At 69.1% G+C, this 20486-nt stretch carries 21 protein-coding genes, 1 tRNA gene and 1 riboswitch; of the genes, 9 read left to right on the top strand and 13 right to left on the bottom strand.

The annotated features are described in order from the left end of the window. Both FHD68_RS10980 and FHD68_RS10975 read left to right on the top strand, forming a co-directional pair. The coding region (locus FHD68_RS10980) for an FGGY family carbohydrate kinase (protein WP_139085709.1) at positions 1-1183 on the top strand (1183 nt) is incomplete at its 5' end. Then, the gene (locus FHD68_RS10975) at positions 1180-2832 is read left to right on the top strand and encodes a glycerol-3-phosphate dehydrogenase/oxidase (RefSeq protein WP_127898017.1); all 1653 of its coding nucleotides are present in this window, start codon (positions 1180-1182) and stop codon (positions 2830-2832) included. The genes FHD68_RS10980 and FHD68_RS10975, both read left to right, overlap by 4 nt. Here the strand turns inward: FHD68_RS10975 and FHD68_RS10970 are convergent. Next, positions 2814-3284 carry a 6,7-dimethyl-8-ribityllumazine synthase gene (locus FHD68_RS10970; RefSeq protein WP_045981537.1) on the bottom strand — a complete coding sequence of 157 codons (471 nt, stop codon included), beginning with the start codon at positions 3282-3284 and terminating at the stop codon, positions 2814-2816. The two genes, FHD68_RS10975 and FHD68_RS10970, sit on opposite strands and share 19 nt — an antisense overlap. A 72-nt stretch (positions 3285-3356) precedes the next feature. Next, positions 3357-3490, bottom strand: a riboswitch (FMN riboswitch). 67 nt (positions 3491-3557) lie between these two features. Next, positions 3558-4688 carry a tRNA guanosine(34) transglycosylase Tgt gene (gene tgt / locus FHD68_RS10965; RefSeq protein ID WP_127898016.1) on the bottom strand — a complete coding sequence of 377 codons (1131 nt, stop codon included), beginning with the start codon at positions 4686-4688 and terminating at the stop codon, positions 3558-3560. Positions 4689-4815: 127 nt separating this feature from the next. Between tgt and FHD68_RS10960 the strand changes: the two genes are divergently transcribed. From FHD68_RS10960 to FHD68_RS10945, 4 genes are all read left to right on the top strand, one after another. Then, positions 4816-5172, top strand: a complete 357-nt coding sequence (locus FHD68_RS10960) for an SUF system Fe-S cluster assembly protein (protein ID WP_045981535.1) — start codon at positions 4816-4818, stop codon at positions 5170-5172. 72 nt (positions 5173-5244) lie between these two features. Further along, entirely contained in the window at positions 5245-5616 is a 372-nt protein-coding gene (locus FHD68_RS10955; protein ID WP_127898015.1) for a HesB/IscA family protein, read from the top strand. 57 nt (positions 5617-5673) lie between these two features. After that, on the top strand, positions 5674-6420 hold the full coding sequence (gene tpiA / locus FHD68_RS10950; protein ID WP_127898014.1) for a triose-phosphate isomerase: 747 nt from the start codon (positions 5674-5676) through the stop codon (positions 6418-6420). A 52-nt stretch (positions 6421-6472) separates the two neighbouring features. Further along, positions 6473-6549 (top strand) — tRNA-Arg (locus FHD68_RS10945). 7 nt (positions 6550-6556) lie between these two features. On the opposite strand, the gene FHD68_RS10940 is transcribed toward FHD68_RS10945, so the two are convergent. The 11 genes from FHD68_RS10940 to FHD68_RS10890 form a co-directional block, all read right to left on the bottom strand. Further along, the gene (locus FHD68_RS10940) at positions 6557-7201 is read right to left on the bottom strand and encodes a ceramidase domain-containing protein (RefSeq protein WP_127898010.1); all 645 of its coding nucleotides are present in this window, start codon (positions 7199-7201) and stop codon (positions 6557-6559) included. 1 nt (position 7202) lies between these two features. Then, entirely contained in the window at positions 7203-8411 is a 1209-nt protein-coding gene (locus tag FHD68_RS10935) for a YeeE/YedE family protein (protein ID WP_127898009.1), read from the bottom strand. A gap of 76 nt (positions 8412-8487) precedes the next feature. After that, the gene (locus FHD68_RS10930; RefSeq protein WP_127898008.1) at positions 8488-10584 is read right to left on the bottom strand and encodes a M10 family metallopeptidase C-terminal domain-containing protein; all 2097 of its coding nucleotides are present in this window, start codon (positions 10582-10584) and stop codon (positions 8488-8490) included. Positions 10585-10599: 15 nt separating this feature from the next. Beyond that, a complete protein-coding gene (locus tag FHD68_RS10925) occupies positions 10600-10968 on the bottom strand; it encodes a hypothetical protein (protein ID WP_127898007.1) in 369 nt (122 codons plus the stop codon). A 95-nt stretch (positions 10969-11063) separates the two neighbouring features. Then, positions 11064-11750 carry an ABC transporter ATP-binding protein gene (locus FHD68_RS10920; protein ID WP_046000173.1) on the bottom strand — a complete coding sequence of 229 codons (687 nt, stop codon included), beginning with the start codon at positions 11748-11750 and terminating at the stop codon, positions 11064-11066. Beyond that, entirely contained in the window at positions 11750-12490 is a 741-nt protein-coding gene (locus FHD68_RS10915; RefSeq protein WP_127898006.1) for an ABC transporter ATP-binding protein, read from the bottom strand. The genes FHD68_RS10920 and FHD68_RS10915 overlap by 1 nt, the downstream gene beginning before the upstream one ends. Further along, positions 12487-13431 (bottom strand): branched-chain amino acid ABC transporter permease, encoded by a 945-nt coding sequence (locus tag FHD68_RS10910; RefSeq protein ID WP_127898005.1) that lies wholly within the window; start codon positions 13429-13431, stop codon positions 12487-12489. The genes FHD68_RS10915 and FHD68_RS10910 overlap by 4 nt, the downstream gene beginning before the upstream one ends. Then, positions 13428-14345 carry a branched-chain amino acid ABC transporter permease gene (locus FHD68_RS10905; RefSeq protein ID WP_127898004.1) on the bottom strand — a complete coding sequence of 306 codons (918 nt, stop codon included), beginning with the start codon at positions 14343-14345 and terminating at the stop codon, positions 13428-13430. The genes FHD68_RS10910 and FHD68_RS10905 overlap by 4 nt, the downstream gene beginning before the upstream one ends. 4 nt (positions 14346-14349) lie before the next feature. Beyond that, positions 14350-15513: an ABC transporter substrate-binding protein gene (locus FHD68_RS10900; protein WP_127898003.1), complete on the bottom strand. Its 1164-nt coding sequence runs from the start codon at positions 15511-15513 to the stop codon at positions 14350-14352. Between the two features lie 177 nt (positions 15514-15690). Further along, positions 15691-16431 (bottom strand): MipA/OmpV family protein, encoded by a 741-nt coding sequence (locus tag FHD68_RS10895; protein WP_127898002.1) that lies wholly within the window; start codon positions 16429-16431, stop codon positions 15691-15693. A gap of 127 nt (positions 16432-16558) precedes the next feature. Then, complete coding sequence (locus tag FHD68_RS10890) at positions 16559-18424, bottom strand: ABC-F family ATP-binding cassette domain-containing protein (protein WP_127898001.1); 1866 nt, start codon at positions 18422-18424, stop codon at positions 16559-16561. A gap of 121 nt (positions 18425-18545) precedes the next feature. Between FHD68_RS10890 and FHD68_RS10885 the strand changes: the two genes are divergently transcribed. From FHD68_RS10885 to FHD68_RS19905, 3 genes are all read left to right on the top strand, one after another. Beyond that, complete coding sequence (locus FHD68_RS10885) at positions 18546-19763, top strand: GTP-binding protein (protein ID WP_139085707.1); 1218 nt, start codon at positions 18546-18548, stop codon at positions 19761-19763. Then, complete coding sequence (locus FHD68_RS10880) at positions 19760-20392, top strand: DUF1826 domain-containing protein (RefSeq protein ID WP_164871399.1); 633 nt, start codon at positions 19760-19762, stop codon at positions 20390-20392. The genes FHD68_RS10885 and FHD68_RS10880 overlap by 4 nt, the downstream gene beginning before the upstream one ends. Then, a partial coding sequence (locus FHD68_RS19905) for a DUF6525 family protein (RefSeq protein WP_425277546.1) occupies positions 20392-20486 on the top strand: 95 nt, incomplete at its 3' end. The genes FHD68_RS10880 and FHD68_RS19905, both read left to right, overlap by 1 nt.

Genomic DNA, 20486 nt, shown 5'->3' with positions numbered 1-20486 from the left:
GGGCGGCGTCGCGGATGGCTGGGTCGCGGACGGGACCGCCGCGCGCGCGCTGGCGCGGACGGGGCAGATGCCCCATGCCTCGGCGCCGTCGGCGATCCTGGCGTGGCTGCGCGACCATGACCCCGCGCGCTTTGCCGCGATCGGCCATGTGCTGGCCTGCAAGGACTGGCTGACCTATCGGCTGACCGGCCGCATCGGCACCGACCTGACCGAGGCCAGCACCGCTTTCACCGATGTCGCAACCCAAGGCTTCGCCCCCGACATCCCCGGCATCTTCGGCCTGCCGGGCCTGCCCTTGCCTGACATCGCCCTGCCCGATCAGGTCGTGGGCCATGTCACGGCGGATGCGGCCGCCCTGACCGGCCTGGCCGCGGGCACGCCGGTTGTGGCCGGACTGCATGACGTGACCGCATCGGCCCTGGGCTCGGGCGGGTACGGGCAGGGCTGCGTCGCCATCGTCGCCGGCACCTATTCCATCAACGAGACCGTCACCGACCGACCCCTATCCGATCCGCGCTGGTTCTGCCGCAATGGCATCTCGCGGGGCGAATGGAACGCCATGTCGATCTCTCCGGCGTCCGCCGCGAATTACGACTGGTTCCTGGACAGTCTGTGCCGCGAAGGGGGCGACCAGCCCGCCCATCTGCGCGTCATCCCGGAAATCGAGGCCGCCCTGGCCCGGCCCTCCAGCGCGCTGTTCCACCCCTACCTGTTCGGATCGCCCTATGGGGCGCAGGCCAGCGCGGGCTTCTTCGGCCTGCGCGGCTGGCAGGATCGCGGCGACATGCTGCGCGCCGTGATCGAGGGCATCGCCTTCAACCACCGCCACCACGTCGACGCCCTGCGCGACGGGTTCGCCCCCAGGGCGGCGCGGCTGACCGGCGGCATTTCCCGCGCGCCGCTCTTTGCACAGCTGTTCGCGGATGTGCTGGACATGCCCGTGACCGTCAGCGCGACCGAGGAGGCCGCAGCCTGGGGCGCGGCGCTCTGCGCGGGCGCGGGGGTCGGCATCTTCGCCTCGCCGCGCCACGACCCGCGCGACATGGGCGCGATCAGCACCACCCATCACCCCGACCCCGCCCGCGCCGCCGACATGGCGCGCCGCTATGGGGTCTTCACCGACCTGACCGCCGCCATGGCGCCGCTGTGGCCGCGGATCGAGGCCCTGCAGGACATCCCATGACCCAAGACATCGACGTGCTGATCCTGGGCGCGGGCATCAACGGCGCGGGCCTGTTCCGCGACCTGTGCGAACAGGGCGTCAACGCGGTGATCGTGGACAAGGCCGATTACGGCGGCGGCACCTCGGCCGCACCCTCGCGCCTGATCCACGGCGGCATCAAGTACCTCGAGACCGGAGAGCTGCGCCTGGTCGCGCAATCCACGCTGGAGCGGAACCTGCTGCTGAAAAACGCGCCGCATCTGGTCAAGCCCCTGCCCACGGTCATCCCGATCTTCTCCTGGCTGCGCGGCATCGGGCCGGCGCTGCGCACGCTGATGGGGTCGACCACCGCGCCCCGCAGCCGCGGCGCGGTGCTGATGAAGGCGGGGCTGGCGATGTACGACTTCTATGGCCGCCGCCACCGGGTCATGCCGCGCCATCAGCTGTGGTCGGGCGCCCGCGCGCTGCGCGAGATCCCGCCCCTGACCCCGCGCATCAAGGCCGCGGGACAGTATTACGACGCCGCCGTCACCCTGCCCGAACGGCTGGTCTGGGAGCTGGTGGCGGACGGGCTACGCGCCAACCCCGCCGCCCGCGCGCTGAACCACACCGCGCTGACCGGCACCGACGGCGACGTGATCCACCTGACCGGCCCGCAGGGCGCGCTGTCCCTGCGCCCGCGCATCGTGGTGAACGCCGCCGGTCCCTGGATCGACCGCGTGAACGCCGCCCTTGGCGCGCCCACGCGGATGATCGGCGGCACCAAGGGCTCGCACATCCTGCTGGACCACCCCGAGCTGCTGGCCGCGCTGAAGGGCCGCATGATCTATTTCGAGGCCGATGACGGGCGCATCTGCTTGGTCTTTCCCTATCTGGACCGCGCGCTGGTCGGCTCCACCGACATCCGCGCCGACGACCCCGACGACGTGGCCTGCGACGACGCCGAGATCGCCTATTTCCTCGACGCGCTGCGCGGCCTGCTGCCGGGGCTGCATTTCGACGACAGCCAGATCGTCTATGCCTATTCCGGCATCCGCCCCCTGCCCGCCTCGGATGCGGCCAATCCCGGCCTGATCAGCCGCGACCATTCCGCGCCGGAGATCGCCCCCGACGCCAACCGCCGCTGGCCGATCATTGCGCTGGTGGGCGGCAAATGGACCACGTTCCGCGGCTTCGCCGAGGAGGTCGCCGACGATCTTCTGGCGCGCCTGAACGCGTCCCGCCGCATCGCCACCGACAGGCTGCCCATCGGCGGTGGCCGTGATTACCCGGCCGATGCGGGCGCGTGGAGCGACGATGCGGCCCGGCGCACCCTGGCCGCGCCCGCCCGCACGCGCCATCTTCTGGCGCGCTACGGCACGACGGCGGCGGCGATCCTGGCGGTCGAAGGCGCGGCGCCCATCATGCTGGCCGACAGCGATCACAGCGAACAGGAGCTGGTCTGGATCATCCGCAACGAACAGGTCGGCACCCTGGCCGATCTGGTCATGCGCCGCACCGCGCTGGCCGTCACCGGCCATCTGTCGGCCCGCGACCTGGCGCGCATCGCCGATCTCTGCGCGGCGGCGCTGGATTGGGACGCCGCGCGGCGCGACCGCGAACTCAAGGAGACACAGGCGATGCTGCTGACGCGGCACCGCCTGCGGATGGATCAGGCCGCGTCGGCCTGATCCAGACGGGCCAGACGCCCCTCGACGGCCAGCATCTGCGCGACCGCATGGGCGGCCTCGGCGCCCTTCTTCACGAAATGCTCGCGATAGAAACCGGTCAGCAGCTCGGTCTCCTGGTAATTGTGCGGCGTCAGCGACACCGAGAACACCGGCACGCCCGTGTCCATGCCCGCCTGCATCAGGCCGCTGACCACCGCGCCCGCGACGAAATCATGGCGATAGATGCCGCCATCGACCACCAGGGCCGCGGCCACCACGGCGTCATACTTGCCAGTCAAAGCCAGCTTCTTGGCCAGCTGCGGCATCTCGAACGCGCCGGGCACGTCCCATGCCTCGATCTGCGCACCGGGCATCAGGCTGGCGGCCTGGGTCAGGAAACCTTCATGCGCGCGGTCCACGACATCGGCGTGCCAGCGCGCCTTGATGAAGGCGATACGGGGGGATTTGGTCATCTTTCAGGAACCTTACGTAAGTTGCGTCAGGCCCCCAAGGCATACCACCGCGCGCGCCGGGGTGGGACACGGGGCGGTTCTCTTCCATCCGGACTATACCGTCGGCCCCGGAATTTCACCGGATCTGCTGACCCCCCTGCCATGGCAAGGGGCGCTCGCGGGCTGTCACCGCCGGTGGGGAATTGCACCCCGCCCTGAGAACACCGTCAAGATAACGCCTCCGCCTGCCCGCGCCAAGGCCCGGACGGGGAAATTCCGTCCAAGGTCGCGGCGTCATACGGGTTCGATATCGCCTTCCGCGCGGCGCGCGTGGAATTCGGCCACAAAGGCGTCCAGCCGCCCCGCCGCGATCGCGTCGCGCAGCCCCGCCATCAGCTGCTGATAGTAATGCAGGTTGTGCCAGGTCAGCAGCATGCCGCTGATCATCTCCTTGGCGCGGAAGACGTGATGCAGATAGGCGCGGGAGTAGCCCCGGCAGCAGGGGCAGGTGCAATCCTCGTCCAAGGGACGCGGATCGTCCTGGTGGCGGGCGTTCTTGATGTTGACCTGCCCGCGCGGGGTCCAGGCCTGACCGGTCCGCCCAGAGCGCGAGGGCAGCACGCAATCCATCATGTCGATGCCGCGCTGGACCGCGCCCACGATGTCGTCGGGCTTGCCCACGCCCATCAGATAGCGCGGCTTGTCCACCGGCAGGAAGCCGGGGGCATAGTCCAGCACGCCGAACATCGCCTCCTGCCCCTCGCCCACGGCCAGGCCGCCGACCGCATAGCCGTCAAAGCCGATCGCCTGCAGGGCCTGCGCGCTCTCCTCGCGCAGCTCGCGGGTGACGCCGCCCTGCATGATGCCGAACAGCGCATGCCCCGGCCGGTCGCCGAAGGCGTCGCGCGACCGCTGCGCCCAGCGCATCGACAGGCGCATCGACTCGGCCACCGCCTCCTCGGTCGCGGGCAGCGCGGGGCATTCGTCGAAGCACATCACGATGTCGCTGCCCAGAAGGCGCTGGATCTCCATGCTGGTCTCGGGCGACAGGAAGTGCTTGGACCCGTCGACATGGCTGGAGAAGGTCACCCCCTCCTCGGTCAGCTTGCGCAGGCCCGCCAGCGACATCACCTGGAACCCGCCGCTGTCGGTCAGGATGGGCTTCTGCCAGTTCATGAAGCGGTGCAGCCCGCCTATGCGCGCGACGCGTTCGGCGCCGGGGCGCAACATCAGGTGATAGGTGTTGCCCAGCAGGATGTCCGCGCCCGTGGCCGCCACGCTGTCGGGCAGCATCGCCTTGACCGTCGCGGCCGTCCCCACCGGCATGAAGGCCGGGGTGCGGATCCGGCCGCGCGGCGTGTCGATGACGCCGGTGCGCGCGGCGCCGTCGGTCGCCTGGAGGGTGAAGTCGAAACGCGTGGTCATGGGTCCGCCCGAGCCTTTTGGAACCGGCCGCTTGTAGCGCCGCCCCCCGCCCGGCGCAATGCGGGCCGCCACTGGACCGCGGGCGGCCGGTGCCCTATATAATCGGTCGGAATTGAAGGATGCTCCGATGACCGAACCCCTGATGGAAGGCGCGCCGCTGATCGCGCCGTCTTCGACCGACCATCCCCTCTACGAACCCATCGTTGAGGCGTGCAAGACCGTCTATGACCCCGAGATCCCGGTCAACATCCACGATCTGGGCCTGATCTACACGATCGACATCAACGACGCCTCCGAGGTGCGGGTGATCATGACCCTGACCGCGCCGGGCTGCCCCGTCGCCGGAGAGATGCCCGGATGGGTCGCCGACGCGGTCGAGGCCGTGCCCGGCGTCAAGCAGGTCGATGTCGAGATGACCTTCCAGCCGCAATGGGGCATGGACATGATGTCCGACGAGGCGCGTCTGGAGCTTGGCTTCATGTGATCGCCGGGGGCGGGCTTGAACCCCTGCCCCCCGCGTGACTATCTTGAGGCCAAGCCCCGAAAGGATCGTCCCATGTTCGCCATGCCCGGCACGCCCCCTGTCACCATCACCCCCGCCGCCGCCGCGCGGATCGCGCAGCTGATGGCGGGCAAAAACGCCTACGGCCTGCGCATCGGGCTGAAGAAGGGCGGCTGCGCGGGCATGGAATACACGATGGAGCTGGCCCAGACCCCCACCGCGAACGAAGAGGTGGTCGAACTTGACGGCGCGCGCGTCATCATCGCGCCCATGGCGCAGATGTTCCTGTTCGGCACCCAGATCGACTATGAGACCGGTCTGCTGGAGCAGGGCTTCCGGTTCCGCAACCCCAACGTCACCGACAGCTGCGGCTGCGGAGAGTCGGTGAACTTTGCCCCGATCGAGGGCAGCCGCGCGCAGAGCTGAGCCTTGCACGGGGGCGGGAGGCTGGCTAAGCCTGTCCCGAACCCACGGAGGACCCCCATGGCACCGCGCAAACTTGCCGCTGGAAACTGGAAGATGAACGGCGATCTGGCCGCGCTGGATCAGCTGGACGACATGGCCGCCGCCGCCGAAGGCGCGACCTGCGACGTCCTGATCTGCCCGCCAGCCCTGCTGATCCACCCGATGATGGCCCGCATCGGCGCCAGCGACCTGCTGGTCGGCGGGCAGGACTGCCATCACGCCGACAAGGGCGCCCATACCGGTGACATCGCCGCTCTGCAGCTGCGCGACGCGGGCGCGACGCACGTCATCCTGGGCCATTCCGAACGCCGCGCCGATCACCGCGAGACCGACGCCATGGTGCGCGCCAAGGCGCAGGCCGCCCATGCCGCGGGCCTGACCGCCATCATCTGCGTCGGCGAGACCGAGGCCGAACGCGACGCCGACCGCACCCTGGACGTGATCGCCACGCAGCTGGCCGGGTCCGTCCCGGACGGCGCCAACGCCCGCAACACCGTCCTGGCCTATGAGCCGGTCTGGGCGATCGGCACCGGACGCACGCCGACGCTGGATCAGATCGCCCAGGTGCACGCGCTGATGCGCGACCACCTGTCCGCGCGCCTGTCCGACGGAGCCGATGTCGCGCTGCTCTACGGTGGCAGCGTCAAGCCCGCGAATGCGGCCGAGATCTTTGCCATCGCGCATGTGAACGGCGCGCTGGTGGGGGGCGCCAGCCTGAAGGCCGCCGACTTTGTCCCGATCATCATGGCCCTGGACGCCGCCTGATCGATTTTCACCATTGCGTCGCCTGACCCCGCCGGGTAATCAGGCGGCGCGTGCACCCGTAGCTCAGCTGGATAGAGCGCTGCCCTCCGAAGGCAGAGGCCAGGGGTTCGAATCCCTTCGGGTGCACCAAGATCCCCTAACCGATCCGATGCCGCCGCCAGACCTCGATCATCCATGCCAGCATGGTCGCGTTCAGGATGTGCCACATGAAATGCGTGCCGATGGGCAGCACGGCGCAGCTGGCCTGGTCCAGCGTGCGGAAGGTCAGCGACAGCGTCAGCAGCCCCGCCCCGATCGCCAGGCCCCGCGCCACGCGCGGCTGGCGGTTCCGCAGCAGGACCGCATAGGCCAGGATCAGCACCGGCACCGGGGCATAGCTGGCCGACGATCCCAGCCCCGGCACCTGCGCGAACAGCGGCACCGTGATCGCCGCATAGGGGATGAACCCAGCCGTCACCAGCGCCGCGACCCAAGGCCGGGCGCCCAGATAGTCGCGTGTGGCGGCAAACACGTAGATCAGGATGAACGTCAGGATCGGCAGGACGTCCATCAGCCCGGTCAGTCCGTTGGCATGGGTGTGAAACAGCCAGGACCCCAGCCCGATGACGAACAGCACCCCGGCCAGCACGTGCCCCGTCGCCATGCCCGGTCCCCGCAGGCGCCGCGCCATGACCAGAGCCGCCAGCAGAAAGGCCAGGTTGGTCAGCGCATTGACGGGTTCGGACCAGTATTCCGGCCCGGTGCGTTCGCAATAGGCGTCGACGGAGTCCAGCCAGTCCATCTCAGCCGTCGGCGCGGCTGGTGCGGCGTTCCATGAAGAACCACGGGCGCAGGGCCACGCCCAGCATGTTGCCCGCGAATGCCGCCACCGCCCACAGATAACCGTGCAGGCTGCCCGACGCGATCCCCGAGAAATAGGCCCCGATGTTGCAGCCATAGGCGATGCGCGCGCCGTAACCCAGCATCAGCCCGCCCACGACCGCGGCGATCACCGACCGCAGCGGGATCCGCAGCGACGGCGCGAACCGACCGGCCAGCGACGCGGCCAGCATGGCCCCCGCGATGATGCCGAAATCCATGACCGAGGTGACGTCCGAGAACACGCTTGACTGCAGCGCCTCGGCATTGGCGGGCCGCTGCCAGTAGCCCCAGGCGGTGGGGTCGATGCCGATGGCCTGCGCGATCTTGGCCCCCCACAGCGCAAAGGCCGAGGTGATGCCCCAAGGCCGCCCCGAGATCGCCAGCGTCAGGAAGTTCAGCACCACCAGCGCCACCGCGCCACCGACCAGCGGCCAGGGCCCGCGCAGCCAGCGCGCCATGCCGTGACGCTCACTTTCGGGGGGCTGCTCCAGCGTGCCGTGGCGGTTGCGTTCGACCCGCATCGTGATCAGCGCGATCGCCCCGAAGATGGCCAGAGACAGCGCGATCCCGCCCCAGGGACCAAGCGGCTGCCACAAGGCGACAGGCTCCAGCGCGGGCAGGCTGGCCCACCAGTCGAAATGGACGGTGCCCAGCACCGACCCCACGATGAAGAAGACCAGCGTGATCAGCATCCGCGCATTGCCGCCCCCGGCGGTGAACAGCGTGCCGGAGGCGCAGCCGCCGCCCAGCTGCATGCCGATGCCGAAGATGAACGCCCCCGCGATCACCCCCAGCCCGGCCGGAGAGACCAGCCCCCGCACCTCGTTCCCAAACAGCGTTCCCGATGCCAGGGCCGGAAAGAACAGCACCACCGCCATGGCCAGCAGCAGCATCTGCACCCGAAGGCCCCTGCCCCGGCGGTCCAAGATGAACACGCGCCACGCGGAGGTGAACCCGAACGCCGCATGGTACAGCGACATTCCCAAGGCGCCGCCCACCAGGAACAGCGCGCCCTGCGCCGCCCCCTGGGTCAGCGCCAGCGCGATGGTGCCAAGCGCCAGGACAACCAGTGCGCCGGTTCCGGGAAGGCCCAATCCGGGGCGGGTGGTCAGGGTCTGTGCATATGCCATGGCCGGTCCTTGTCATCGGTGTTGGCAGGCAGATGGACCCGGTCGCGGGGAATTTGCAAGCCCCGCGCGGGCCGCCTCACAGCAGGAAGCTGTCGGCGTCCAGCTGCAGCCTGCCGCTCAGGCGAATCAGCATGTCAGGCAGGCGGTCGCCGTCCACGTCGACCAGCACGCGGGTCATCCCGTTCGCGTGGTCCCACCGCACCGAGGCATCCCCCGCCAGCGGCCCGCGTCCGACATAGTCGACATCCAGCGCCCGCAGGTCGATAACATCCCGATCGGGGTCGAAATCGACGATCAGGTCCGGCGCGGCTAGGCTGCTGTCGGCGGCAGAGAAAAACCGGAACGTGTCCGCGCCCAGTCCGCCCGCCATCGAATCGGCCCCCAGCCCGCCGACCATCGTGTCGTTGCCCTGTTGGCCGAACAGGCGGTCGTTGCCCCAGCCGCCATCGACGATGTCGTTGCCCAGGCCTCCCTCGGCCCGATCATGGCCGGCACCGGCGCGGATCGTGTCGAACCCCGCCCCGCCGCGGATCAAGTCGTCGCCCGCCCCCGCCAGGATGATGTCCGCGCCGTCGTCGCCATAAAGGCTGTCGCGTCCGGCCCCCGCGGTCAGGTGATCGTCCCCTGTCCCGCCCGCCATCGCATTGTCGCCCTGCAGGTCGGTCAGCACGTCGTTCCCGGCATCGCCGAACAGCCGGTCCGCACCGACATCCCCCAGCAGCGTGTCGTTCCCCGCGCCGCCATGCAGGATGTCGTTGCCCCATCCGCCCGACAGCCGATCGTGGCCGCCCATGCCGCGCAGGACGTTGCCGGCAGCGTTGCCATGGACCGCGTCATTGCCCAATCCCGCGACATAGCCCTCGATCACGGTGTTCTGGGCGATCTGCAGATTGCCGCGCAGGCCATAGATGTCCGACATGGCCCCGGGGCGCAGATCGACCCGCTGCGCCTGATCGTCGTTGGAGAAGTTCAGAACGTCATGGCCGCCTGCGTCATAGATGGTCATCGCCACGCCGCGCGCGTTCTGGACGGTCTGGTGAGAGCCCCCGTCCTGGGCCGAGAACACGCGCCCCAGCCAGCTGCTGCCCAGCGTATGGCCCACGCCATAGACGGTGTTGCCCGCGGTCAGCGACCCCGCACCCGCGGCGCCGTACAGGCGCTGGATGGCGATGATGTCGGCGGGCATCAGCGACGCCAGATAGGCGCCGCTGGCGGCGATGTTGGGGTTTTCCTCTTGGCCGAAATAGGACATCACAGAGGCCTGCCAGCTGTCGTTCACGAACCAAGCGTCATCGGCGAAATTGCCGCTGCCATTATAGGGGCCCTGGTGCCCCAGGCCCAGCGCGTGGCCGATCTCATGCACGTAGGTCTGATAGGAATAGGTGCCGATGCGTGCGCCATCCTGCGAAATCCAGTCCGTGGAGACGTTGATCGACGACCGCAGGATGCGCCCGCCCATGATCGTCGACTGGGCAAAGGCCCCGTCCTGGTTGTCGTCGAAGGTGATGTCGGCATCGGCGCGCTGTTCGACGAAGCGCAGGTTGGCGACCGCCGACCAGGCCTGCATCGCGTCGCGCGCCAGCGCCCGGCCCTGCGGCGTCAGGCCGCTGAAGTCATAGGTGATGATGTTGTCGCGCGACATGTCGAAGGACCGCGCGGACTGTCCGGTATCGGCCCAGAAGCCGTCGGTCAGATAGGTGGCCAGCTCTGCCATCGGGGCAGGCCGGGGCACGGGCGCCTCGGTCACGACCAGCTGATAGCTGCCGGTGCCCGCGGAATAGGCGCCCGCGTTCACGTAATAGGTCCCGGTCTGCGTGGGCGCGATGGTGATCAGGCTGTCCAGCCCCGGCCCCCCGTCGTCGTTCACGGCGACCACGCGGCCATCGGGGCCGCGCAGTTCCAGCAGGGGGTCCGACAGGCTGATGCCGTTCAGGGCGATCCGATAGGTCGTGCCGGCCTCCAGACGGACGGCCACCCAGTCATTGTCGCCCGAAAATCCGACCGTGCCGTTGAACACGTCCCCCGGCGCCATGCGATAGGGGGTTCCCCGCCCCCCCGGCGCGTCGCCCTGTTCGCGCAGCGTCGCGCTGAGCAGATCGACGGTGGAACCCGCGAACTCCGACCCGGCGCAGGATTTGTCATAGGGACGAAGGTTGGCGCAGATCTGGCACATGCGTGCGGCTCTTTCCTAATCGGGCAACCCGTATCGCAGCAGGTCGCGGGCAAAGCTGATGAAATCGTCGGGCTGCAGGTCCCGGTCCGTGACGCTGAAATCCATCCGCTGGCCGGGCCGGTCGCCCTGGTCGGTCACGCGGTTCAGCTGTGCGGACAACGCCGTGAGCCCCGTGGCCAGGACACGCAGGCGAATCCCGCCCTTGGGGTCCTGGGCGCGCAGCGCGTGGCACAGGGCATCGGCCTGGACCATGTCCACACCTTGGGCCGGGGCGCATTGGACGGTTGGTGCCTCACCGCCTCCGCCGGCATCGACGCGGCAGGCGGCCAGCATCAGCGGCGCGAAAGCAAGACCAAGGGTCACGATTCGCGCGGACGGACGCATGATGAATTCCTGAAAAAAACGGGCGGCAGTCGCCGCAGACCAATGCATCTTATTATGTCGCGCAGGCCGCGCCGGTAAAGGGGGATGTGCGTCCGTCAGACGCCCAGATGCCGTTCTGCCACAGCGGAATCGTTCAAAAGCTGCGCATTGTCGCCGGACCAGACGGTGCGGCCCTTCTCGATCACCACATGATGGTCGGCAAAGCGGGTCAGGGCCGACAGGTTCTTGTCCACGATCAGGATCGCCTCGCCCTGGTCCTTCAGGCGCGTCAGGCAGGACCAGATCTCGTCCCGGATCAGGGGGGCCAGGCCCTCGGTCGCCTCGTCCAGCACGATCAGGCGGGGGTTGGTCATCAGCGCCCGGCCGATGGCCAGCATCTGCTGCTCGCCGCCAGACAGTTCGCTGCCCTTGTGGCCCATGCGTTCGGACAGGCGCGGGAACAGCTCAAGGACGCGCGACAGGGTCCAGTGTCCGGGGCGCGCGGTGGCGATCAGGTTCTCGCGCACGTCCAGCGTCGGAAACACCTGCCGCCCCTCGGGGACCAGGCCCAGGCCCGCGCGCGCGATGCGGTGCGGTGCGGCGCGGGTCACGTCGCGCCCGTCTATGCTGACGCGCCCGCCCCGTGCCGCCAGCAGGCCGAATATCGTGCTGATCGTCGTCGTCTTGCCCATGCCGTTGCGGCCCAGCAGGGTCACCACCTGCCCCTGCCCGACCGACAGGTGGATGTCGTGGAGGACCTGCGCCTCTCCGTAACCGGCCTGCAGCCCCTCGACGACCAGCATCACGCATCCCCCAGATAGGCGGCGCGCACCGCCGGGTCGGCGCGAACCTGATCGGGCGTGCCGGTCGCGATGATCCGGCCATAGACAAGCACGCTGACCCGGTCGGCCAGCGCAAAGACCGCGTCCATGTCATGTTCGATCAGCACCAGCGTCACCTGCCTCTTCAGGCCCGCCATGACCTGGACCAGGCGTTCCGCCTCGGCCCCGCTGGTCCCGGCCAAGGGCTCGTCCAGCAGCAGCAGGCGCGGCCGCGTGGCCAGCGCGATGGCCAGTTCCAGCGCGCGCTTCTCTCCATGCGACAGGCTGCCGGCGCGGGTGTCGGCGCGGTCGGCCAGACCCACGCGAGACAGCGCGTCCCGCGCCTGTGCGTTCAGGCCGGTGTCCCGTGCGACCGGGGCGAAGAAGCGGAAGCTGCTGCCCGCATGGGCCTGCACCGCGGTGGCCACGTTCTCCAGCACGGTGAAGCCCGGCAGGATCGAGGTGATCTGGAAGCTGCGCGACATGCCCGCCCGGACCCGCGCGGGCATGGGACGACCCATCATCTCGGCCCCCGCAAAGCGGACCGAGCCCGCATCCGACCCCGCCTGCCCCGAGAGCTGCGCGATCAGCGTGGATTTCCCCGCGCCGTTCGGGCCGATGATGGCGTGGAGTTCCCCTTCGGTGACCTCCAGGCCCAGATCGTCGGTGACCTTCAGCGCGCCATAGGATTTGCGCAACCCGCGCACCGAGAGAAGGCTCATTTTGCGCGCCCCCTGAAAAGCCCCGTCAGCCCGTCGCGCGAGAACAGCACGACCAGGATCAGGAGCGCGCCGAAGATCAGCCGCCAATGTTCGGTGAAGAGCGCCAGCCATTCCTCCAGCAGCAGCGCCAGCGTGGCCCCGGCGATGGCGCCCAGCAGGTTGCCGATGCCGCCCAGGACAACCATCACCACCAGTTCCCCCGAGCGGTGCCAGTTCATGTAGGAGGGCGAGACGAAGCTGGCCTGATTGGCCAGGATCACCCCGGCGATGGCCGTCATCGCACCCGAGATGACGAAGGCCGTCAGCTGGAACCGGAAGGGGGTGAAGCCCACCGCCTGCATCCGCAGCGGGTTTTCCCGCGCCCCCGTCAGCACGCGGCCGAACCGCGACCCGGTGATCGCGACACACAGCAGATAGAGCCCCGCCAGCATCGCCAGCGCCGCATAGTACAGCACCCGGTCGTCGGCCAGCCAGTCCTGCCCCAGCACGGTCGAGCGCGCCGTCAGCGTCACCCCGTCATCGCCGCCATAGGCCGAGAGCGAGACGAAGAAGAAATAGGCCATCTGCGCGAAGGCCAGCGTGATCATGATGAAATAGATGCCCCGCGTGCGCAGGCTGATCGCCCCGGTGACCAGCGCGAAACCCGCCCCCGCGACCACCGCCACGCCCAGATGCGCGCCCAGATCGGTGATGCCCGCGCGCGACAGGATCGCCACCGCATAGGCGCCGATGCCCAGATAGGCCGCGTGGCCAAAGCTGACCATGCCGCCATAGCCCAGGATCAGGTCCAGCGCCAAGGCCGCCATGGCAAAGGCCAGGATGCGCGTCGCCACGACGACCAGATAGGGGTCCCCCGTCATCGCCGCGATCAGCGGCAACAGGGCGAAACCGCCGAAGATCGCCCAGGCCGCCACCCGGCGGCGCATCAGCCAGCGGGTCATGGGCGCGCTCCGAACAGGCCCTGCGGCCGGGCGGCCAGGATCGCGGCCATCAGCACATAGACCAGCATCGGCGCCAGCACGCGCCCGGTCTGGGCGGCGGCGGAGGGCTCCATCACCGCGCGCAGGATGATCGGGCCGAAGCTGCGGCCCAACGTGTCGACGATCCCCACCAGCAGCGCGCCCGCGAAGGCGCCCTTGACCGAGCCGATACCGCCAATGACGATCACCACGAAGGCCAGGATCAGCACGCTTTCCCCCATGCCCGGATCGACCGACAGGATGGGTGCCACCATCGCCCCCGCGAACCCCGCCAGCATCGCGCCAAAGGCGAAGATGACGGTGAACAGCCGCCCGATATCGACGCCAAGCGCGCCCACCATCGCGCGGTTGGTGGCGCCCGCCCGCAGGCGCATGCCGATGCGGGTCCGCGTGATGACCAGCCACAGCCCCACGGCGACCGCCAGCCCCGCCGCGATCACCACCAGCCGGAACACCGGATAGCGCAGCGCGCCCACCAGCGGCACCGACCCCGACAGCGCGTCGGGCGGCAGGATCGACAGCGGCGACTGGCCCCAGATGATCTTGACCAGTTCCGTCACCACCATGACCAGCCCGAAGGTCGCCAGCACCTGATCCAGATGCGGGCGGTCATAGAGCCTGCGAAAGATCAACGCCTCCAGCACCAGCCCGATGACCAGCGTCGCGGGCAGGGTCAGCAGGAGGCCCAGCCCATAGCTGCCGGTCAGGCCCGCGAACATCACCACCAGATAGGCGCCGACCATGTAGATCACGCCATGGGCCAGGTTCACGAAATCCATGATCCCGAAGACCAGGGTCAGCCCGGCGGCGATCAGGAACAGCAGGACCCCCAGCTGCACCCCGTTCAGCAGCTGCAGCAGGAACAGGCTGGTCATCGGTTCAGTTCACCTGGCAGTTGGCGGCATAGTTGTCCTGATAGTCGTCGAAGATCTTCTCGACGACCGAGGTGGCGAACTTGCCGTCCTCGCGCTGCACGACCGTGGTCAGGTAGAAGTCCTGGATCGGGAAGTGGTTGGGACCAAAGCTGAAATCGCCGCGGACCGAGGTGAAGGGCGCCCCCTCCAGCGCCGCGATCAGCGCGTCGCGGTCGGTGCCGCCCGCCTCGCGCAGCGCGCCGTCGATCAGGCGGGCCGCGTCATAGCCCTGCATCGCATAGACGCCGGGCACATGGCCGTATTTCGCCTCATAGGCCGCCACGAAGGCGGCGTTTTCGGGCGTGTCCAGATCGGGCGCCCAGTTCGACCCGGCAAAGAAGCCCAGGGCCGCCTCGGCCTGCGCGGGCAGCGTCGCCTCGTCCACGGTGAAGGCCGACAGGAACGGGATGCCCTCCAGCCCCGCCTGGCGATACTGGCGCACGAGGTTCACACCCATGCCGCCCGGCATGAAGGCAAAGACCGCATCGGGCTGCATCGCGGCGATCTGGGCCAGTTCGGCGGAATAGTCCAGCTGACCCATCTGGGTGAAGATTTCGCCCGCGACGCCGCCGGTATAGCTTTTCTTGAAGCCCGCCAGCGCGTCCTGCCCGGCCTGATAGTTCGGGGCCAGCAGGAAGACGTTCTGGAACCCCTGCGCCTGTGCATGGGCGCCCATCACCTCGTGCATCTGGTCGTTCTGATAGGACGTCGCGAAGAAGGCCTTGTTGCATTCCGCCCCGGCCAGGTTCGACGGGCCGGCATTCGGGCTGATCAGGATGCCGCCCCCCTGCGTCACCGGCTGCACGATGGCGCCCGCGACGTTGGAGAAGATCGGCCCGACCACGATGTCCGCGCCGTTCCGCTCGACCAGTTCGCGGGCCTTGTTGGCGGCGACGTCGGGTTTTTGTTCGTCGTCGACCACGATGATCTCGGTGGGGATGCCGCCCAGATCGCCGATCTCCTCGGCGGCCAGCAGGAAGCCGTCGCGCGCCATCTCTCCCAGCACGGCGCCGGGGCCGGACAGGGTCAGCAGCACGCCCACGGTCAGCGTGTCGTCCTGCGCCATGGCCGGGGCGGCCAGGGCGGTCGTTGCGGCAAGCGCCGCGATCAGCGAACGGGTCTGGGTCATGGTGCGGTCTTTCCCTGTTGGCGGGGACCGCGTTGGTCGCGGCCCGGTTCGGATGCCTTGGCACCAGAACGCAACAGGCGGGCGCGACCTGTCAAGAAATTATTTCAGGCTTAAAACATTTGGCCAAGAAAAAGGGGCCGCGCCACGCGTGACCCCGATCCCCTGACCCTGCGGCGATCAGAAGCCGAAGGAGAACCGACGCGTCACGCCAAGGCGCAGCGAGGGCTGGTATTCTTCCTGGACGACCGGCGAATCGCCGGCGTCGCCGATCAGCTTGCCGTAACGCACCTCGCCCAAGACGGCGGTGGTGTCGTTGATGGCATAGCGCGCCTCGAAGGTGATCGCGGCCTCGTTCAGACCGCCGCCGGGGGCGCTGGCGGGCAGGCCGCTGGTCACGCTTTCGGCGGGCGTCACGCCGAAATAGGTGTTGTTGAATTCGTCATTGCCATAGACGACCTCGGCCCCGGACCACAGGGTCACGCGGTCGCTCAGCTCGGTGCGGTACTTCGCGCCGACCTCTCCGGTGATGCCCTCATGGCCCTCGAACCCGCGGCGCACGCTGCCATAGGCCGTCACCGGCCCCGCGCCATAGCTGACCCGCAGGCCCAGCTCATAGGCGCGGTCGATGTCGTCCAGCCCCGTCAGGGCCGCGTCGTCGCTGCTTTCACGCTTGCCCACGGTGCCAAAGGACGGCGCGATCGAGAATCCCTGCGCAGGGGCCGTACCGACCGGACCGAAGCCCGCGTCGCGCCAGATGATCCACGGCGCGACCTCGGCATCCTCGGCACCGGGATAGGCCGGGCGCAGCGCCGCACCGACGCCCAGATCGACCGAGAACGTGCGCCCCCCGGTTGCCCCGAAATCCTGCGCATGGGCGGGAACGGCGAACAGGACGGCAAGGGCCAAGGCATATTTCATGGGGGCGATTCCGCGCAAAAAGGGCTTTCCGGGTATCTATGGCCGTACCCCGCAACGCACAACCTGTCCGCGTCTCATCCTGGGCCATGCGCCGCATTTTCGCAACAGCGCGATGATCACCCCGCCGTCAGCCCTTTTCGGCCGCGTCCAGCTTTTCCAGCGCGGCCATCCACAGCTCCTCGGCAAAGGCCAGGGCGCGCACGGCCTCGGCCCGCTTCTTGCCCCATTTCTCGGCCTCGTAGGGATCGTTATAGAGGCCCGGATCAGCCAGCTTGACGTCCAGCTTGCCCATCATCTCGGTCAGCTTCTGGACCCGCTCCTCGGACTTGCGCACGTCCGACCGCAGGGCCAGCACCGCATCGCGGTTCGGCTTTTTCGGGGCGGCGGGCTTTGGCGCCTCGGGGGTCTTCTCGCCGGACTTCTCGGCGGGCGCGTCGCCCGACAGCAGGAACTTGCGGTAATCATCCAGATCGCCCTCGTAGGGGGCGACAGCGCCGTCCTTGACCAGCCACAGCCGGTCCGCGACCAGTCCCAGCAGGTGCATGTCGTGACTGACCAGCACGACCGCGCCGGTGTAATCGTTCAGCGCCTCGGACAGGGCCTCGCGGCTTTCGATGTCCAGGTGGTTGGTCGGTTCGTCCAGGATCAGCAGATGCGGCGCGTCGATCGTGGCCAGCAGCAACGACAGGCGCGCCTTCTGGCCGCCGGACAGGGCGCGGACCTTTGTCTCGACCTGCGCCTCCATCAGGCCGAAACCGGCCAAGCGGGCGCGCTGGCGCGCCTGCGCCTCGTTCGGGCGCACGGCGCGGATGTGGTCAAGCGGCGTGTCGTCCAGCGACAGCTCGTCGACCTGGTGCTGGGCGAAATAGCCGACGCGCAGCTTGTTCGACTGCACCACCTTGCCAGCCATCGGCGTCAGGCGCCCGGCCAGCAGCTTGGACAGCGTCGACTTGCCCTGGCCGTTGCGGCCCAGCAGCGCGATGCGGTCGTCCTGATCGATGCGCAGCCCCAGGCGCGACAGCACGGTGCGGTCGCCATAGCCGACATTGACCCCCTCCATCGCGACGATGGGGGGCGACAGCTCCTCGGGCTGAGGAAAGCTGAAGCGGAAGAACTTGGCCTCTTCGGGCGCGGTGATCGGCTCCATCTTGGCCAGCGCCTTGACGCGGGCCTGGGCCTGGCGGGCCTTGCTGGCCTTGGCACCAAAGCGGTCGACGAAGCTTTGCAGATGCGCGCGGCGTTCGGTCTGCTTCTTGGCCTCGGCGGCCTGCAATGCGCGCTTTTCGGCGCGGATGCGGGTAAAGCTGTCATAGCCGCCGGTATACAGCGTCAGCTTCTTGTCCTCGACATGCAGGATATGGCCGACGGCGCGGTTCAACAGCCCGCGGTCGTGGCTGATGATGATGACCGTGTGCGGATAGCGGGCCAGGTAGGTCTCCAGCCACAGCGCGCCTTCCAGGTCCAGATAGTTGGTCGGTTCGTCCAGAAGCAGCAGGTCGGGCTGCGCGAACAGCACCCCCGCCAGCGCCACGCGCATCCGCCAGCCGCCGCTGAAGTCGCTGGTCGGGCGCTGCTGGTCTGCGGTGTCGAAGCCCAGCCCGTCCAGGATCGTCGCGGCGCGGGCCTCGGCCGACCAGGCGTCGATGTCGGTGAGGCGGGTCTGGATGTCCGCGATGCGATGCGCGTCCGTCGCGGTCAGCGATTCCGCCATCAGGGCGGTGCGTTCCTGGTCTGCCTCCAGGACGGTCTCCAGCACGGACAGCGCGGTCGCGGCCGATTCCTGGGCCACGCCGCCGATGCGGGCGCGCGTCGGCAGGCTGATGGCGCCGCCGTCCAGGCCCAGTTCGCCACGGATCAGCTTGAACAGCGTCGTCTTGCCCGCGCCGTTCGGACCCACAAGGCCGACCTTGTGCCCTTCGGGCACGGATGCCGAGGCGCCGGCGAACAGCGGGCGGCCCTGGATGGAATAGGAGATGTCATCGATGTGCAGCATCCGCGCGGCATGGCCCATCGGGGGCGGGTCGTCAATGGGGCGGGCAAGGCAGGCTGCAGGATTGTCATCAGTAATGTTATACTATAACTAACCTGACCAGCCACAGCACCGAGGACCTGCCATGACCGACGATCCCCGCCTGCCCGTCACCGTCCTGTCCGGCTTTCTGGGCGCCGGCAAGACGACCCTGCTGAACGCCGTCCTGAACAATCGCGACGGGCTGCGCGTCGCCGTCATCGTCAACGACATGTCCGAGGTGAACATCGACGCCGACCTGGTCCGCGCCGAGGGCGGCATGTCGCAGACCCAGGAGACCCTGGTCGAGATGTCGAACGGCTGCATCTGCTGCACGCTGCGCGAGGACCTGCTGCTGGAGGTGCGCCGCCTGGCCCAGGCGGGGCGGTTCGACTATCTGCTGATCGAATCGACCGGGATCAGCGAGCCGCTGCCCGTCGCCACCACCTTCGAGTTCGCGGATGACAGCGGCGCCAGCCTGTCCGACGTGGCGCGGCTGGACACGATGGTGACGGTGGTCGATGCGGTGAACCTGACGGCCGACTTCTCCAGCCACGATTTCCTGTCCGACCGCGGAGAGGTGATGGGCGACGCCGATGCGCGCACGCTGGTCGATCTGCTGACCGACCAGATGGAATTCGCCGACGTGATCGTGCTGAACAAATGCAGCGATGCCGGACCCGCCCGCGTGGACGCCGCGCGCAAGATCATCCGCGCGCTGAACGCCGACGCGCGCATCATCGAGACGGATCACAGCCGCGTCGCGCCCCGCGACATACTGAACACCGGCCTGTTTGATTTCGACCGCGCCCATACCCATCCGATGTGGGCCAAGGAGCTGTACGGCCATGCCGACCACACCCCCGAGACCGAGGAATACGGCGTCGCCCGCTTCGTCTATCGCGCCCGCCAGCCGTTCGAGCCGCGCAAGATCCACGAGCTGCTGAACGGCCCCCTGCCCGGCGTGATCCGCGCCAAGGGGCATTTCTGGGTCGCCACGCGGCCCGACTGGGTGGCCGAGTTCTCGCTGGCGGGGGCGCTGTCCTCGGTCCGGCCCCTGGGGCAGTGGTGGGCCTCGGTCCCGCGCGACCGCTGGCCGACCCACCCCGAGGGGCGCGCCTATCTGGACGCGCATTGGTCCGACCCCTTCGGCGACCGGCGGCAGGAGCTGGTCTTCATCGGCACCGGCATGGACGAGGATCGCATCCGCGCCCGCCTGAACGCCTGCCTTCTGGGCGAGGAATGGGGCGACAACCCGGCCGGCTGGACCGCCCTGCCCGACCCCTTCCCCGCCTGGCGCCGCGCGGCGGAGGTCGCGGCATGAACCAGCGCGTCGCCCTGCGCCCGACCCCCGCCCCCGCGACGGCGATGAACAGCGGCCACGATCCGCGCGTGCTGGGGACGATCGCGCTGCCCGGCGTCGCGATCGCGCTGTGGCAGCGGACCACCGATCCTGCATGGCAGGCCTGGCTGGACGCGTTGCCGCCGGACCGGTTGCCGCGTCTGCGCCAGACCCTGCGCCCGCAGGACGCCGCGACGGCCCTGCGCCATGCCTGCGACGCGGCCGCGCTGGCGGATTGCGATCACCGCAGGGCGCTGATCGACCAGATCGCCGCGCTGGCGCAGCACGCGGCGCGTTCCCTGGGCGCGTTGATGGTCACCCTGCGGGTCGAGGTCACGGACGGCCAGTCCTGTCCGAAATGGCATCTGGATGCAGTGCGCGCACGGCTGCTTTGCACGCTGCGCGGGGCGGGCACGCAGTTCGGTCCCGTCAGTGGTCCGGCCCAGGTCGACCGCATCCAGCAGATGCCCACGGGCACCGCCGCCCTGTTCCGCGGCCGGACCTGGGGGGTCCAGCCGACGGGCATCCTGCACCGGTCGCCGCCCGCCATCCCCGGCCAGACGCGGCTGCTGGTGGTGGTCGATCCGGTGGAGGAGGCCGCCTCGTGCTGATGCGCCGCTGTGCCAATCTGGGCCGGACCGCGCAGCGCCAGCGGCGGCGCACGCGCGACCCCATGGCGGCCTTCGACGCGCTGCCTCCGCCGCT

The sequence above is a fragment of the Paracoccus marcusii genome, from assembly GCF_006151785.1.
Taxonomy (GTDB): domain Bacteria; phylum Pseudomonadota; class Alphaproteobacteria; order Rhodobacterales; family Rhodobacteraceae; genus Paracoccus; species Paracoccus marcusii.
Note: the sequence above shows the minus strand (reverse complement) of the source record. Positions and strands in the feature narration are given on the sequence as shown.